The organism is Virgibacillus sp. W0181 (genome assembly GCF_051846915.1).
In the GTDB taxonomy this organism is placed as follows: domain Bacteria; phylum Bacillota; class Bacilli; order Bacillales; family Amphibacillaceae; genus JBPYCR01.
Genome location: NZ_JBPYCR010000009.1, coordinates 49,494 through 63,013, shown reverse-complemented (window position 1 = coordinate 63,013; position 13,520 = coordinate 49,494). Strand labels below are relative to the sequence as shown.

At 41.3% G+C, this 13,520-nt stretch carries 17 protein-coding genes; 5 read left to right on the top strand and 12 right to left on the bottom strand.

Going from position 1 to position 13,520, the window contains the following annotated elements; genetic code table 11:
• Nucleotides 1–269 precede the first annotated feature (269 nt).
• From mmgD to ACLIBG_RS05825, 5 genes are all read left to right on the top strand, one after another.
• Entirely contained in the window at nt 270–1,379 is a 1,110-nt protein-coding gene (gene mmgD / locus ACLIBG_RS05845; RefSeq protein ID WP_439311816.1) for a citrate synthase, read from the top strand.
• A 45-nt stretch (nt 1,380–1,424) separates the two neighbouring features.
• A complete protein-coding gene (locus ACLIBG_RS05840; protein ID WP_439311815.1) occupies nt 1,425–2,903 on the top strand; it encodes a bifunctional 2-methylcitrate dehydratase/aconitate hydratase in 1,479 nt (492 codons plus the stop codon).
• A 151-nt stretch (nt 2,904–3,054) separates the two neighbouring features.
• Complete coding sequence (gene prpB, locus ACLIBG_RS05835) at nt 3,055–3,966, top strand: methylisocitrate lyase (RefSeq protein WP_439311814.1); 912 nt, start codon at nt 3,055–3,057, stop codon at nt 3,964–3,966.
• Between the two features lie 155 nt (nt 3,967–4,121).
• On the top strand, nt 4,122–4,811 hold the full coding sequence (locus tag ACLIBG_RS05830) for a CoA transferase subunit A (RefSeq protein WP_439311867.1): 690 nt from the start codon (nt 4,122–4,124) through the stop codon (nt 4,809–4,811).
• Between the two features lie 68 nt (nt 4,812–4,879).
• On the top strand, nt 4,880–5,548 hold the full coding sequence (locus ACLIBG_RS05825) for a 3-oxoacid CoA-transferase subunit B (protein WP_439311813.1): 669 nt from the start codon (nt 4,880–4,882) through the stop codon (nt 5,546–5,548).
• A gap of 193 nt (nt 5,549–5,741) precedes the next feature.
• Here ACLIBG_RS05825 and deoC read toward each other — a convergent pair whose 3' ends face one another.
• From deoC to ACLIBG_RS05765, 12 genes are all read right to left on the bottom strand, one after another.
• The gene (gene deoC, locus ACLIBG_RS05820; protein ID WP_439311866.1) at nt 5,742–6,389 is read right to left on the bottom strand and encodes a deoxyribose-phosphate aldolase; all 648 of its coding nucleotides are present in this window, start codon (nt 6,387–6,389) and stop codon (nt 5,742–5,744) included.
• 187 nt (nt 6,390–6,576) lie between these two features.
• Entirely contained in the window at nt 6,577–6,852 is a 276-nt protein-coding gene (locus tag ACLIBG_RS05815) for a EutN/CcmL family microcompartment protein (protein WP_439311812.1), read from the bottom strand.
• Complete coding sequence (locus tag ACLIBG_RS05810; protein ID WP_439311811.1) at nt 6,852–7,124, bottom strand: BMC domain-containing protein; 273 nt, start codon at nt 7,122–7,124, stop codon at nt 6,852–6,854. Before ACLIBG_RS05810 ends, ACLIBG_RS05815 begins: the two co-directional genes overlap by 1 nt.
• Nucleotides 7,117–7,416 (bottom strand): EutN/CcmL family microcompartment protein, encoded by a 300-nt coding sequence (locus ACLIBG_RS05805; protein WP_439311810.1) that lies wholly within the window; start codon nt 7,414–7,416, stop codon nt 7,117–7,119. The genes ACLIBG_RS05810 and ACLIBG_RS05805 overlap by 8 nt, the downstream gene beginning before the upstream one ends.
• Before the next feature lie 9 nt (nt 7,417–7,425).
• Entirely contained in the window at nt 7,426–7,887 is a 462-nt protein-coding gene (gene rpiB, locus ACLIBG_RS05800) for a ribose 5-phosphate isomerase B (protein WP_439311809.1), read from the bottom strand.
• The gene (gene tpiA / locus ACLIBG_RS05795; protein ID WP_439311808.1) at nt 7,887–8,723 is read right to left on the bottom strand and encodes a triose-phosphate isomerase; all 837 of its coding nucleotides are present in this window, start codon (nt 8,721–8,723) and stop codon (nt 7,887–7,889) included. Before tpiA ends, rpiB begins: the two co-directional genes overlap by 1 nt.
• A gap of 14 nt (nt 8,724–8,737) precedes the next feature.
• Entirely contained in the window at nt 8,738–9,016 is a 279-nt protein-coding gene (locus tag ACLIBG_RS05790) for a BMC domain-containing protein (protein ID WP_439311865.1), read from the bottom strand.
• 111 nt (nt 9,017–9,127) lie between these two features.
• Entirely contained in the window at nt 9,128–10,549 is a 1,422-nt protein-coding gene (locus ACLIBG_RS05785) for an aldehyde dehydrogenase family protein (RefSeq protein ID WP_439311807.1), read from the bottom strand.
• A gap of 10 nt (nt 10,550–10,559) precedes the next feature.
• Complete coding sequence (locus ACLIBG_RS05780; protein WP_439311806.1) at nt 10,560–10,862, bottom strand: EutN/CcmL family microcompartment protein; 303 nt, start codon at nt 10,860–10,862, stop codon at nt 10,560–10,562.
• Nucleotides 10,863–10,872: 10 nt separating this feature from the next.
• On the bottom strand, nt 10,873–11,583 hold the full coding sequence (locus tag ACLIBG_RS05775; RefSeq protein ID WP_439311805.1) for a hypothetical protein: 711 nt from the start codon (nt 11,581–11,583) through the stop codon (nt 10,873–10,875).
• Between the two features lies 1 nt (nt 11,584).
• Entirely contained in the window at nt 11,585–12,190 is a 606-nt protein-coding gene (locus ACLIBG_RS05770) for a phosphate propanoyltransferase (protein WP_439311864.1), read from the bottom strand.
• A gap of 69 nt (nt 12,191–12,259) precedes the next feature.
• Nucleotides 12,260–13,195 carry a sugar-binding transcriptional regulator gene (locus ACLIBG_RS05765; protein ID WP_439311804.1) on the bottom strand — a complete coding sequence of 312 codons (936 nt, stop codon included), beginning with the start codon at nt 13,193–13,195 and terminating at the stop codon, nt 12,260–12,262.
• Between the last annotated feature and the right edge of the window lie 325 nt (nt 13,196–13,520).

Below are 13,520 nucleotides of genomic sequence, written 5' to 3'. Positions count from 1 at the left end.
CTTCAATTTTTAATGGCTAATGATTTTAAATCTAGTCTCATCCAACTTTCCTGGAACACAAACATTAGCAATTATTGAAATATTTAAATTCAAATGATATGCTATCATTATACATACCATTTATTGTAAAAGAGACATTTCCCGAAAAAGCAAAGATGAAGATCAGGAGGTGTTACTTCGAATTATTACAAATAATTAAATGTTTCTTTCCTACCACACGCATTAAATTGATTTAGAAAACTAAGTTCTTACATTAGAGGAGGAATACTATGAAAGCGGAAACAAAATTTGCCCCTGGACTGGATGGCGTCATTGCGTCTGAGACGGCAATCTCATTACTTGATACGGAATTGGAGAAGATCGTCATTCGAGGTCACGACTTAATTGAATTATCAAAGTCAAATGATTACTTGGATATTGTTCATCTTTTATTCGAAGGTTCTTTACCCGATCAAGAAGAAAAAAAGCAATTGGAAGAACGATTAAAAACAAACTATGACGTCCCAAATACCATTTACGATCTGTTAAAAATGTTGCCGAAAGATACACATCCTATGGACGGACAACGAACGAGCATTTCCGGACTTGCAGGCTTTGACAAAAAACTCGATGATCGGTCTCAAGAAACGAACAACAGTCGTGGCTACGAATTTTTGGCCAAAATACCTGCGATCACCGTTAACAGCTACCGCATCCTGAATGGAAAAGATCCAGTACCGCCACGTCAGGATTTATCTTACAGTGCTAATTTTTTATACATGATAACCGGGAAAGTTCCAACAGAAAAAGAAAGTGAAATATTTGATCGTTCCCTATTGCTATATAGTGAACACGAGATGCCAAATTCCACTTTTGCCGCAAGAGTTATCGCGTCGACGAATTCTGATATGTACGGTGCTTTAACCGGAGCCGTCGCATCCTTGAAAGGTAACTTGCATGGTGGCGCAAACGAAGCGGTCATGTATATGTTGCTTGAAGCCGAATCCGTACAAGACTTTGAAGAACTCATTATGAAAAAGCTCCATCATAAAGAAAAAATTATGGGTTTTGGCCATCGTGTCTACATGCGAAAAATGGATCCTCGCGCATTGATTATGAAAGAATCATTAAAGGAGTTGTGTGAAGAAGAAGGAGATTATACACTTCTTGAAATGTGTCAAGCAGGCGAAGACATTATGAAGGAGGAAAAGAACTTATATCCGAATTTAGATTACTATGCAGCTCCGGTTTATTGGAAGCTTGGCATTCCAATTGAATTGTATACACCAATCTTCTTCAGTGCTAGGACTGTAGGGTTGTGTGCACATATAACGGAACAGCATGCAAATAATCGACTTTTCAGACCACGTGTCAATTATATCGGCGAGCAGTATAAGTAGATCAACTGGGGAGTTGAATTCCGCCCGCCAACTAAAAATTGTAGCATGATTCGACATAACAAACAACAATATGGGGAAAGGAAGAGTATATTGCAGGTAGAAACAAATACAGCCGATCAATTGTTGGAGGAAATCGCCGACTATGTATTAAACAAGGAAATTACGAGTGAGGAAGCTTATACGACCGCTCGCTACGTATTAAAAGATTCCTTAGGATGCGGTATTTTAGCACTTCGTTATCCGGAATGCACGAAAGTTCTCGGTCCTATCGTTCCCGGTACATCCGTTCCGAACGGGGCGCGAGTTCCTGGGACGACACATGTGCTCGATCCTGTCAAAGCAGCTTTCGATATCGGGGCAATTATTCGCTGGCTTGATTATAATGATACATGGCTCGCGGCAGAATGGGGACATCCTTCTGATAACTTAGGAAGTATTTTAGCTGTAGCCGATTACGTCAGCCAGCATCGTTTAGCACAAGGAAAGAATCCCCTAACCGTTCATGATGTACTGGAAATGATGATTAAAGCACATGAAATACAAGGCATCCTTGCGTTAGAGAATAGCTTTAATCGTGTCGGCCTTGACCATGTGTTACTTGTAAAAATTGCTTCCACTGCAGTAGCGACAAAAATGCTCGGTGGTGGACGTGAAGAGATCATTAATGCTCTTTCTAACGCCTGGATCGACAATGCAAGTTTACGCACATATCGTCATGCACCAAATACCGGATCGAGGAAGTCGTGGGCAGCAGGAGATGCAACGAGCCGTGCAGTCTTTCTGGGATTACTCGCAGTCAAAGGCGAAATGGGTTATCCAAGTGCTCTTACCGCTCCAGAATGGGGTTTTCAGGATGTCTTGTTTAATAAACAAACCGTTAAGCTCGCCAGACCGATGGCATCATACGTGATGGAAAATGTTCTGTTTAAAGTTTCTTATCCAGCTGAATTCCACGCACAAACAGCGGCGGAGGCGGCCATTCAATTGCATCCACAAGTAAAGGGTCGATTGAAGGAAATCGATAAAATCGTTATTTCAACACATGAATCAGCAATTCGAATTATTGATAAAAAAGGACCATTAAATAATCCGGCTGACCGTGACCATTGTCTCCAGTACATTACAGCCATCGCTTTAATGGAAGGAAATATCGTCGCAGAGCATTATGAGCATGAATTTGCTGCTGACCCGTTAATTGATGAATTGAGGGAGAAGATGGTCGTTACGGAAAATGAACAATATACAAAAGATTATTTAGATCCAGATAAACGTTCTATTGCCAATGCTGTACAAGTTCAGTTTACGGATGGTACAGCAACCGAAATGATTGAATGTGAATATCCACTCGGTCACCGTTTCAGAAGAGATGAGGCATATCCACAAATTGATGAAAAATTCGCTAACAATTTAGCTGTTCACTATACTATGAAACAGCGAAAAACGATTGAAGCTGCTTTTTCTGATCAAGAAAATTTAGATGCAATGAATGTAAACGAATTTCTCGATTTATTTGTTCAAAAGTAATACAAAACCTTTATAGTTTTCACGCTTGCAAAAATTAAGGGTATTCGGATTATCATATGGAACATGAAAAATAAAAATGAGTAATGCTAATATCGCACACTTATTTCCGAATACCCATAAATAACAACTAAGATTAGAAGGAGGTTCATCCATGGCCTGGATCGTTGACCAACCATCCTCTCAGGAAGTTTTGGCAGATCGGTTTAAACAGTTAATAAATGAAAAACAAATATTACAAATGCCCGGAGCTCATGATGCTATGGCGGCTCTTGCAGCAAAAAACGCCGGATTTTCTGCGCTTTATTTATCCGGTGGAGCATATACAGCGAGCAAAGGAATACCTGACCTTGGCATTGTTACGTCAACAGAAATTGCCGACCGAGCTAAAGATCTTGTACGAGCAACTGATTTACCTGTTCTCGTCGATATCGACACCGGATTTGGCGGTGTGCTGAACGTAGCCCGAACCGCACGGGAAATGGTGGAAGCAAATGTAGCGGCGGTGCAAATTGAAGATCAACAACTACCTAAAAAGTGCGGGCACTTAAATGGAAAACAGCTCGTTCCAAAAGAAGAAATGGCTCATAAAATAAAGGCGATCAAAAAAGCAGCCCCATCGCTTGTCGTTATCGCACGTACCGATGCAAGGGCTGTAGAAGGGATTGATGCCGCCTTTGAACGAATCGAATTGTACATCGAAGCAGGTGCAGACGGTATATTCCCCGAAGCACTTCATACAGAGGAGGAGTTTCGCTTATTTAGTGAAAAGGTTGATGTTCCTCTGTTAGCAAACATGACCGAATTCGGAAAAACGCCATTTATAAAAGCGGGCGAATTTGAAGAAATGGGTTACTCCATGGTTATCTATCCCGTTACTTCCTTACGTGTTGCCGCAAAAGCATATGAACGGATTTTCCAATTAATCAAAACGGAAGGCACGCAAGAAAATGGTATAGAGGACATGCAAACACGAAAAGAGCTATATGAAACAATTAATCTCGATGAATTCGAAGCATTGGATGAAGCGATCGCAAAAACAGTTCTAACGGACGAACATTCTTGATTCTATTCAACAAACGATGATTCTCGTATTTAAGTAAGAGAATCATCGTTTTTTCATATCTTTACAACAAAAAGAAGGTAATATATATTCACGCTATAATATATCTATAAAATTATAACAGACTAGAGCAAGTTGGTATAAAGGAGGTTTTTATCATTAAACAAGTATATTCTACGTTCAAAGAAGCTGTTGCAGATATCGAAGACGGTTCCACCCTGATGGTTGGAGGATTTGGTCTATGTGGAATTCCCGAAAATGCGATACTCGCCCTTGTTGAGAAAAATGTAAAAGATTTAACGATCATTTCCAACAATTGTGGCATTGACGATTGGGGGCTTGGCTTATTGCTTAAAAACAAACAAGTCAAAAAGATGATCGGCTCATATGTAGGCGAAAACAAAGCTTTTGAACGACAGGTAATAGATGGCATTATCGAGGTTGAACTGACTCCGCAAGGAACGCTCGCCGAAAAAATCCGGGCAGGTGGTGCAGGGATTCCCGCCTTTTATACCCCAGCCGGCGTAGGAACCCCGATTGCAGAGGGGAAAGAAACTCGTAACTTCAACGGCAAAGAATACGTATTGGAAGAAGCACTAATCGCCGACTTCAGCATTGTACGGGCGTGGAAGGCGGATAAAATGGGCAATTTAATTTATAACAAAACAGCGCAAAACTTTAACCCAATTATTGCTGCTGCAGGGAAAATAACGATTGCTGAGGCAGAAGAAATTCATGAAACCGGAGAACTGGATCCTAATACCATCCATACACCGAGTATTTATGTACAAAGAATCGTTCAAGGAGATCAGGAAAAACGAATTGAAAGACGAACTGTAACTGCTTGATTCTGTTCACATCAGACTAACTCGGTAAAACGAATAGTTTCATACTACTTTTAGAAAGAGGTGTTAAAATGACTGTAAAGAAAGTAGCTAATCGCGAAAAAATTGCACGTCGGGCCGAGAAAGAAATACTGGATGGCTCGTATGTCAATTTAGGAATTGGCATGCCAACACTCGTTGCAAATTATATATCCGACAATAAGCAAGTTATTCTTCAATCGGAAAATGGCTTGCTTGGTACTGGACCATATCCCACGGAAGCGGAAATTGATCCGGATTTGATAAATGCCGGAAAAGAAACCGTTACTACCATTCCGGGAGCAGCATTTTTCGATAATGCCGAATCATTCGCTATGATCCGCGGAGGTCATATCGATGTGGCCATCCTTGGAGGCATGGAAGTGTCAGAAACTGGCGATCTTGCCAATTGGATGATTCCAGGTAAAATGATTAAAGGCATGGGCGGTGCAATGGATCTCGTTAATGGCGCCAAGAAGGTCATTGTTATAATGGATCACGTAACGAAAAATGAAGATGCGAAAATCCTAAGAAAATGCACGCTTCCTCTGACTGGTATGGGTGTAGTAAATAAAATCATTACCGAAAGAGCAGTTATCCGAGTAACAGAAAACGGGCTTGTCTTAGAAGAAGTCGCCAAAGGATTTACCGTTCAGGAAGTCATTGAGACGACAGAGGCTCCACTAACAGTTGCTAAAGATTTAAAGGAAAATACTTTTTAAATATGCACGATGATAAGGTCAAACGTAATTAATCCATCTCGCATAGAAAAGAAAAGCCTTTGATCTAACTATCGAAAATAAATATAATAAGGTGGCACAAAAATAAATTTTATATTTCCATGCCACCTTTTTGTAACTTTATTCGATTGTAATAATATAGAGGTTTTTTTGACACTTCGAGACAGCCTATACGTTAATATCCGCTGCCTTTACCGCCTTTAACAATCTCTTTACCAGAGCTTGCACCAATTCGAGTAGCTCCTGCTGCAATCATACTTCTAGCTGTATCAAGGTCTCTGACACATGCAGAAGCTTTGACGCCCAAGTCTGGCCCAACGGTTTCTCTCATCAATGCGATGTCTTCCGGTGTGGCACAGCCTGGCCCGAATCCGGTTGACGTTTTCACAAAATCAGCTCCGGCCATTTTAGAAAGCATGCAAGCCTTTTTCTTTTCCTCTTCTGTCAAAAAGCCGGTTTCAATAATTACTTTTACGACTGCCTGACCACCTGCGGCGAGAACGACACCTTCAATGTCTTTTTTCACAGTATCATGGTCACCTGATTTCAGTGCCCCAATGTTAATAACCATATCAACTTCCGTTGCTCCGGACGCTATTGCATCACGTGTCTCAGAAATTTTGGTAAATGTACTTGTTGCACCTAATGGAAAGCCAATAACTGTTGTGATTCCTACATTTGTGCCTTCCAGTTCTTTTGCCGCTGTTGGTACCCAGCCAGGATTAATACAAACCGTTGCAAATTGATATTCTACCGCTTCCTCACACAATGTTATAATTTGTTCCTTCGTAGCTTCAGGTTTTAATAATGTATGGTCAATCATCCGGGCTATTTGTGCTCCGGTGATGATTTTATTTTGATAAGCTGCAGGTTTACTTACAGCAGGTTTCGTTTCATTTGGTTGTGCTTCATTATTACTTGAAATTTTATTCATTACTTGTGCTGTAATTTGTTCAACTAATTTTTCCATTTCCACACTCACCTGAACTCACCTCCGATGTATAATTTCCTTATTCAGGTCTTTCTTCAATTTTATCTACAATACCTACGATAATGGCGTCTACCGCACCTTCAGGATCGTTCAATATTTTCCGGGCTGACCCGCCTTCTTCCATAATCAGGACATAATCCCCAGCCCCAGCCTGTGCGCGGTCGACCGCAATAAATGAATCGGCAATCGTTCGGCCGTTCTGATCAACAGGCTCGACTATCATTAGTTTTAACCGGTGATGGCTTTCGGTCTTGACGGTAGAAACGACATTCCCGATTACTTTAGCCAGCTTCATTATAGCTTAGGCAACATTTTCTCGACTTCTTGATGTGGGCGTGGGATCACATGCACAGATAAGAATTCACCGACACGTCCGGCTGCCTCAGCACCTGCTTCTGTCGCAGCTTTCACAGCACCAACATCTCCACGGACCATTACTGTTACAAGGCCACCACCGACTTGAACTTTCCCAACTAGTTCCACATTTGCTGCTTTCATCATGGCGTCTGCTGCTTCTACTGCCCCTACTAATCCTTTTGTTTCAATCATTCCCAATGCGTTATTCATCTTTGTTTCCTCCTTGGTCTTGTATATGATAGTAATCAATTATTCCCATAATCCCTGCGTCTGATGGAACGAGTTCTTTTTGCTTTTTAAGCGGTAAGCTCGACTCGCCGCTTTTCGCTAAATAAACAATATCATCTTTTCCTGCCTGTCCCAGCGTATCAATAGCAATTTGCAATTTTCCTTTTGGAGTAAGGTCATCTTTTAACGGCTGGACGACCATTAATTTTAACCCGTTTAATCCTTCATCTTTCTGTGTACAAACGACGTTGCCTACGACTTTGCCGATATACATAACAAAGACCTACTTTCCTCGTCCAATAAAACGACTTTCAATTTCCATCATCTTTGTTACTCTGCGATCATGGCGACCTCCGGAAAAATCAGTCTCCAACCATTTGTTAACCATTTGCACGGCGAGTCCCGGGCCTAATGTTTGACCTCCGATTGAAAGGACATTTGCATTATTATGATCTCTACTGTTAATAACAGAGGAGAGATCCCAACAAACTGCACAGCGTACTCCCGGTACTTTATTTGCAGTCATCGCACTTCCAATGCCGACACCGTCTATAATAATTCCGACGTAATCGTCATTAGTTGCGACACTTTCTGCAACGAGGAAGGCAATATCTGGATAGTCAGCCGATTCTCCTTCATTACAGCCATAATCAACAATTTCATACCCTTTTTCGGTTAACTCTTTTTTGATTTTTTCCTTTAGTTCAAATCCACCATGATCACTTCCAATGGCAATTTTTTTCATCAACTATCCATCCCCTTACGAAGCGTTCCAACGATCTTCTGAAAATCATTAGCTACTAAACTTGCGCCACCAACAAGAAAGCCATCAATATCCTTCATGTTTGATAAGATGCCTGCATTGTCGGGTTTTACTGAACCTCCATATAAAATGGGCATTGCCTCCGAATCCGTGCCACAAATTTCACTTAATGTTAGACGAATGGCTTCATGAACGGTTTGAGCTTCGTCAGGTGACGCCGATCGACCGGTTCCGATAGCCCATACCGGTTCATAAGCGATAATAAGTTTTGAGAAGTCGTTTATCCCTTCCAAAGCTTGCAGGAGTTGATGATTCACCACTTCATTGGTAAAGCCCTGTTCCCTTTGTTCGATTGTTTCACCGACACATATGACTGGATTTAATCCTATCTCCAACGCCCGTTTTATCTTTTCATGAACCATTCCATCCGTTTCACCGGCAGCACGTCTTTCCGAATGACCGACAATCACATACTGGCAATCCAGTTCTTTCAGCATTGCTGCGGATATTTCTCCAGTATGTGCTCCTTCGTGTGCAGTATGAAGGTTTTGTGCACCCAGCCCAATTGTTTTGCTTCTCTTTTGCAGTAATTTGTTCATCGGATAAAGTAATGTATAGGGTGGGCAAATGACAACATCATTCGTTCTATTTTCACCATTATCACAGAGTTGTTCAAGAAACACTTCCGCCTTTTCAAGCGTCATGTTCATTTTCCAGTTTGCAATAACGAGCTGTCGTCTTTCGTTTTTCGCAAATCCTTTTTTTCTTAAAACATCCTCGACGACTTGTCGAACAATGCTTTCCACTTGTTTTTCCATATGTGTACCTTATTCTACTTGGAAACCGGCAAAATGGATTCTACTTCACTGTTTGGACGTGGGATGACATGAACAGAAATCAGTTCACCTACACGCTGACAAGCTTCAGCACCGGCTTCTGTTGCTGCTTTTACAGCGCCTACATCACCACGTACCATTACCGTAACAATGCCTCCACCTACCAATTCCTTCCCAACTAATTCCACATTTGCTGCTTTCACCATGGCGTCGGATGCTTCGATTGCACCTACTAAACCTTTTGTTTCAATCATACCCAATGCTTCTTTTGTCATTTTACTTCCTCCTTTAATTTCGCTTGCTACTTTTGTTGTTGATTTCTTTGCTTTAGGAGCTGCTTTTTGAACTTTCTCTTCCTTTTGGTTTTCGCTCACTCTTGTCACTCCTTAAATAATTCGTAGTCCGTCAACGAGCACACAACGACGTTGTCTTGTAAATGTTTTTGCTGACGTTAACCCTTCCCCTGTTGGACCCGCAATTGTTAACGTTGTAAATCCTTCACTGTCAACACCAAGTCCGGCAACAGAAGGGCCGTTGGTAACAAATATAGTAGCTTCAATTTTTTGTGCCATTTTCGTTACGTTGGCGATATTTTGCGAATGCATCATCGCGGTATGGCGATTACCCTTTTCAGCTTGATAGGCTAGATCGATCGCTTTGTCCACACAAGGAACTTTGACAATCGGGAGTATCGGCATCAACATTTCTTTTTGGACAAGTGGATGGTCGAAGCTTGTCTCCGTTATGATTAATTTAATAGAAGGGTCTGCTGGAAGTCCTGCAGCTTCTAATAAAACGGAAGCATCCTTTCCAATATAATCCTTATTCGGATAGAAGCGACCATTTTTTTCGACGAGCACGACTTTCAGCAACTTATCCAGTTGAAAGGACTTGAGCTCAACAGCATGATTTTTTACCATCTCTGCCTTTAATTTATTCGCTACTTCCTCAACGACAAATACTTCTTTTTCGGCTGTACATAAAATATTATTGTCAAAACTTGCTCCAACAACAATATCTTTGGCTGCTTTTGGAATATCTGCTGTTTCATCCACTACAGCAGGCGGATTTCCTGGACCTGCGGCGATTACTTTCTTTCCGGTGCTCATTGCCGCTTGGACAACCGCACCCCCGCCAGTAACGACCAGCGCATTAATATCGGCATGGTTCATGACTTCCTGGCTCGTGTCAATCGTCGGCTCAGCCACAGCTGTAAGGACGTTTTCCGGTCCTCCAGCATTTACGATTGCTTCATTCAATAGCTGCATCGCTCTGAGAGAAACACGCTTTGCACTTGGGTGTGGATTATACACGACTACATTACCTGCAGCGACGAGTGAAATACTATTGTTAATGATTGTCGCCCCCGGGTTTGTCGTTGGCGTAATTGCTCCGAAAATTCCCAATGGGGCATACTCAACAAGTGTTAATCCTTTATCACCTGTATACGTTTGACTATTTAAATCTTCTGTCCCTGGAGTTTTTTCCGCAGCCAATACGTTTTTGGCGATTTTGTCCTGCACGCGGCCTAAACCCGTTTCTTCAACAGCGATCTTTGCAAGTTCTTCGGCATGTTCCATACTTGTATCGCGCATGGCTTGAATCATTTGCTTGCGCGTTTCAAGCGAAGTCTCTTTCATTTTCTCGTTTGCGACTTTGGCAGCTTGCACTGCTTCATTGACGGTTGCAAAGACACCTTTACCTAACGAAACGGTTTGTGCTTGCTCGCCAACCTCCGTTACTTGAGAATCGATTTTTTGAATGACTTTTTCAACCAAAGCTTGAATATCTTTTTCACTTATATTCAATTATTTTCACCTACTTTCCTTTATTTGCTTGAAATGTCGTTGTTCCTGCGATTTCGATATAGTCAATGACACCCACAATGGCTGAATCAACAGGAGTATCTTTTGTTATGTCTGTCTGCCGTGCTGAACTTCCTCCAACGACCATAACAATTTCACCTACACCAGAGCCAACGGTGTCAATACTAACGAGTGGCTTTCCATCCGACTTTAATGTTTCCATATCGAGCGGCTGGACGACGAGCATTTTCTTTCCAGTAAGTTGTTCTACTTTGGATGTTGCAACAACACTTCCTACAACTTCGGCAACAATCATTCAGCATCTCTCATTTCTTCTTTTCCTTTTTTATTGCAATTCCCAGTTCCCTTGCTGCATCCTTCGCCATTGGAGTGACGACACTTCTTTCTGGGAGGATTGCTTCTTTCTCCCCCATTTTAGCCAATTCTTCCATATGTTTAGCAAGAACTAGCGGGCGTTGGGTCCCTTCTTTTGTTAACATAGCCCTCAATTTCTTTTCCACTTGAGTTGTTGAACAAAAGTGAACACCATCACTACTTAATTGCTTCATGTACTGCTGAACCTTCTTTTCAATAGATGGTTTAGGTAAAAAAATGTTCCCTTTTCTCTTTCGTACGAGATCATCTCCAAGCAGTACGGGCTTTCCTTCCAATATCATTTGCAGCGTAACCCATATGGTTTTTGTATCATCAATCAACAGCGAAAGCTTTGCTAAAAACCCGTGGCTTATATTTGGCACATATAAAATATCAATTTCTTCCATTAACAATTTCAGCTCATTTTGACCAATGCGTGAGATGTCAATGACGGGAATGTTGTGAACCTCGGTTTGTCGGTCAGTTTCGCTTATTCCAAGTGTAACATTATACTTCATAGACAGCTCGTGCACTTGATTCTTATTAAGTGAAGCTGGACTCTCGGGAAGCAATACTAAAATATGTTTTCCAAAAGAACCGTGGTCGCTTTGTAAATATTCATGGATCGTTTGCCTGACGACCGAAGCTACATAATCTTTCATTTTAATCAGCTCCTGAACGCACGATAAAACCGGCTTGGCCATTTTTTATATACGCTGCGTTAGCTTCGTCAAAATCAATATGCATTTCCAATTTAAATTTCGGCGATACTCGAATTAATGTTTCGTGAAAAGTCATGCTGCGTTTTCCAGGTACATAAACATCGACATAGTCCTTATCTTTCAATCCAAATCTTGCGGCTTCATCGGAATGCATATGAATATGTCTAGCTGCGCAAATAAGCCCTTTATCTACTTTCAGCTGCCCTTTTGGTCCTTGCAGTGTGAATCCCGGCGTTCCGTCAATATCACCTGAATTGCGAATGGGGGCTTTAACTCCTAGAACAAATCCGTCACTTCTGGATATCTCCACTTGGCTTTCACCTCTGGCAGGCCCAAGTATTCGCACGTTTTTCAGTTTTCCTTTTGGCCCAATTACCGTAACCGTTTCTTCACAGGCAAATTGTCCCGGTTGTGACAGTGCCTTGAATTCGGTTAATTTGTACCCTTTCCCGAATAGCCGTTCAACAGCCGCTTCTGAAAGGTGTACATGCCGATTGGAAACGCCAATGGGAACTTCATTTGGTTTGACTTGACCATTTTGTTGCATTAATACTTCCATTACTGTTTCTTTTACGATGTTTGCCAATTGTTGTTGTTCCATCTCACCCTCCCCTTCTTATCCTAGCTGTTTTTTCACTAGCGCTTCTGCTGTGTATTGATCTGTTATAAAAACATTTGCAAACTGCCCTTGCAATGCACCAATAATACTTTGCAGTTTTTTAGAACCGCCGGCGATTAAAACTGATGTTTCCTTTGCGCTTAACAAATCAAGACTAATGCCAATCGTACGTGCGTTCAGCTCTTCACTGCACAATTCCCCGTTGTGATTAAAAAAACGTGAGCAAATATCTCCAACCGCTTGTTTTTGTTCTAAAACGTCTAAATCATGCTCATTAAAATAACCCGCTTTAATTAAGGTGGAATCTTCGTGTTTATCGCCGACGGTAAATAAAGCGATATTTGCTTTTTCAGCCAACTCAAGCACACTGGAAATATGCCGATCAGCGACAATGATGTCCTTCATTTCTTCTCTTTCTACAATTGCAGGTAATGGAAGAAAATACGGTGATGTTTGAAAAGCTTCTCCGAAATAATTTAAAATTTGCGCAGCATATGTATTTGACTCCGAATGAGAAACGCCTCCATTTAATTGAACGACCTCTACATCTTTCACATGCTTTTTGCTCATGTTTTTCGCTACTTCAAACAATGTTGTCCCCCAAGACAAGCCTATCACATCACCGTCTTGAACTGTTTGATAAAGATATTCAGCAGTTTTTGATCCCAAATATTTTTTAATCATTTCTTCTTCATTTGTGGGGACGTTTACGATAATGCATTCTTTTAGGTTAAAGTATTCCTTAAGCTGTTCAGCATGTTTTTGTTCATCTTCTATCGTATCAATGATTCGAATTTGCACAATGCCCTTATCTTTTGCTTCCTGTAAAAGCCTTGAAACAGATGGTCGGGATATGCCAAGCTCTGCAGCAATTTCTTTCTGACTATATTCCAATTGATAATACATTTTTGCAGCTTTAATAACACGATCCATCTTTTCTCCACCTAACTCCTACACAGTCTTACTGTTTACACACCGCATTTCACATGTACGGTGAACGTTTGTTCAAATGCATTTGAACGTTTGTATATATTCTACCTCTTTAACTACTTTTAATCAATGTTTTCCTTTATAAAATAATAAATAAAAGCGCAAGCGCCCTGCCTAGAATCGTAGCGACTGTGCCAGCTCAAAGCTGGTGGTTCGAAGTTGGGACTGTAGCTTCGCTTTCGTCCCACCGAAAAGATTTGTGGCGCCGCCTGGGACTGCGCGTGAATACTCGTCACACAGAAATATTTGTACGTCGAAGCTAGACAGC

Excerpts from the sequence above, each read along its gene's own strand:
- prpB (WP_439311814.1), top strand. The coding sequence starts at position 3,055 with ATGGCCTGGATCGTTGACCAACCATCCTCTCAGGAAGTTTTGGCAGAT.
- tpiA (WP_439311808.1), bottom strand. The coding sequence starts at position 8,723 with ATGGAAAAACAAGTGGAAAGCATTGTTCGACAAGTCGTCGAGGATGTT.
- mmgD (WP_439311816.1), top strand. The coding sequence starts at position 270 with ATGAAAGCGGAAACAAAATTTGCCCCTGGACTGGATGGCGTCATTGCG.
- ACLIBG_RS05780 (WP_439311806.1), bottom strand. The coding sequence starts at position 10,862 with ATGATTGTTGCCGAAGTTGTAGGAAGTGTTGTTGCAACATCCAAAGTA.
- ACLIBG_RS05825 (WP_439311813.1), top strand. The coding sequence starts at position 4,880 with ATGACTGTAAAGAAAGTAGCTAATCGCGAAAAAATTGCACGTCGGGCC.
- ACLIBG_RS05810 (WP_439311811.1), bottom strand. The coding sequence starts at position 7,124 with ATGAATAACGCATTGGGAATGATTGAAACAAAAGGATTAGTAGGGGCA.
- ACLIBG_RS05775 (WP_439311805.1), bottom strand. The coding sequence starts at position 11,583 with ATGAAAGATTATGTAGCTTCGGTCGTCAGGCAAACGATCCATGAATAT.
- ACLIBG_RS05840 (WP_439311815.1), top strand. The coding sequence starts at position 1,425 with ATGATTCGACATAACAAACAACAATATGGGGAAAGGAAGAGTATATTG.
- deoC (WP_439311866.1), bottom strand. The coding sequence starts at position 6,389 with ATGATTGACCATACATTATTAAAACCTGAAGCTACGAAGGAACAAATT.
- ACLIBG_RS05815 (WP_439311812.1), bottom strand. The coding sequence starts at position 6,852 with ATGAAGCTGGCTAAAGTAATCGGGAATGTCGTTTCTACCGTCAAGACC.
- ACLIBG_RS05805 (WP_439311810.1), bottom strand. The coding sequence starts at position 7,416 with ATGTATATCGGCAAAGTCGTAGGCAACGTCGTTTGTACACAGAAAGAT.
- ACLIBG_RS05765 (WP_439311804.1), bottom strand. The coding sequence starts at position 13,195 with ATGGATCGTGTTATTAAAGCTGCAAAAATGTATTATCAATTGGAATAT.
- ACLIBG_RS05770 (WP_439311864.1), bottom strand. The coding sequence starts at position 12,190 with ATGCAACAAAATGGTCAAGTCAAACCAAATGAAGTTCCCATTGGCGTT.
- ACLIBG_RS05790 (WP_439311865.1), bottom strand. The coding sequence starts at position 9,016 with ATGACAAAAGAAGCATTGGGTATGATTGAAACAAAAGGTTTAGTAGGT.
- rpiB (WP_439311809.1), bottom strand. The coding sequence starts at position 7,887 with ATGAAAAAAATTGCCATTGGAAGTGATCATGGTGGATTTGAACTAAAG.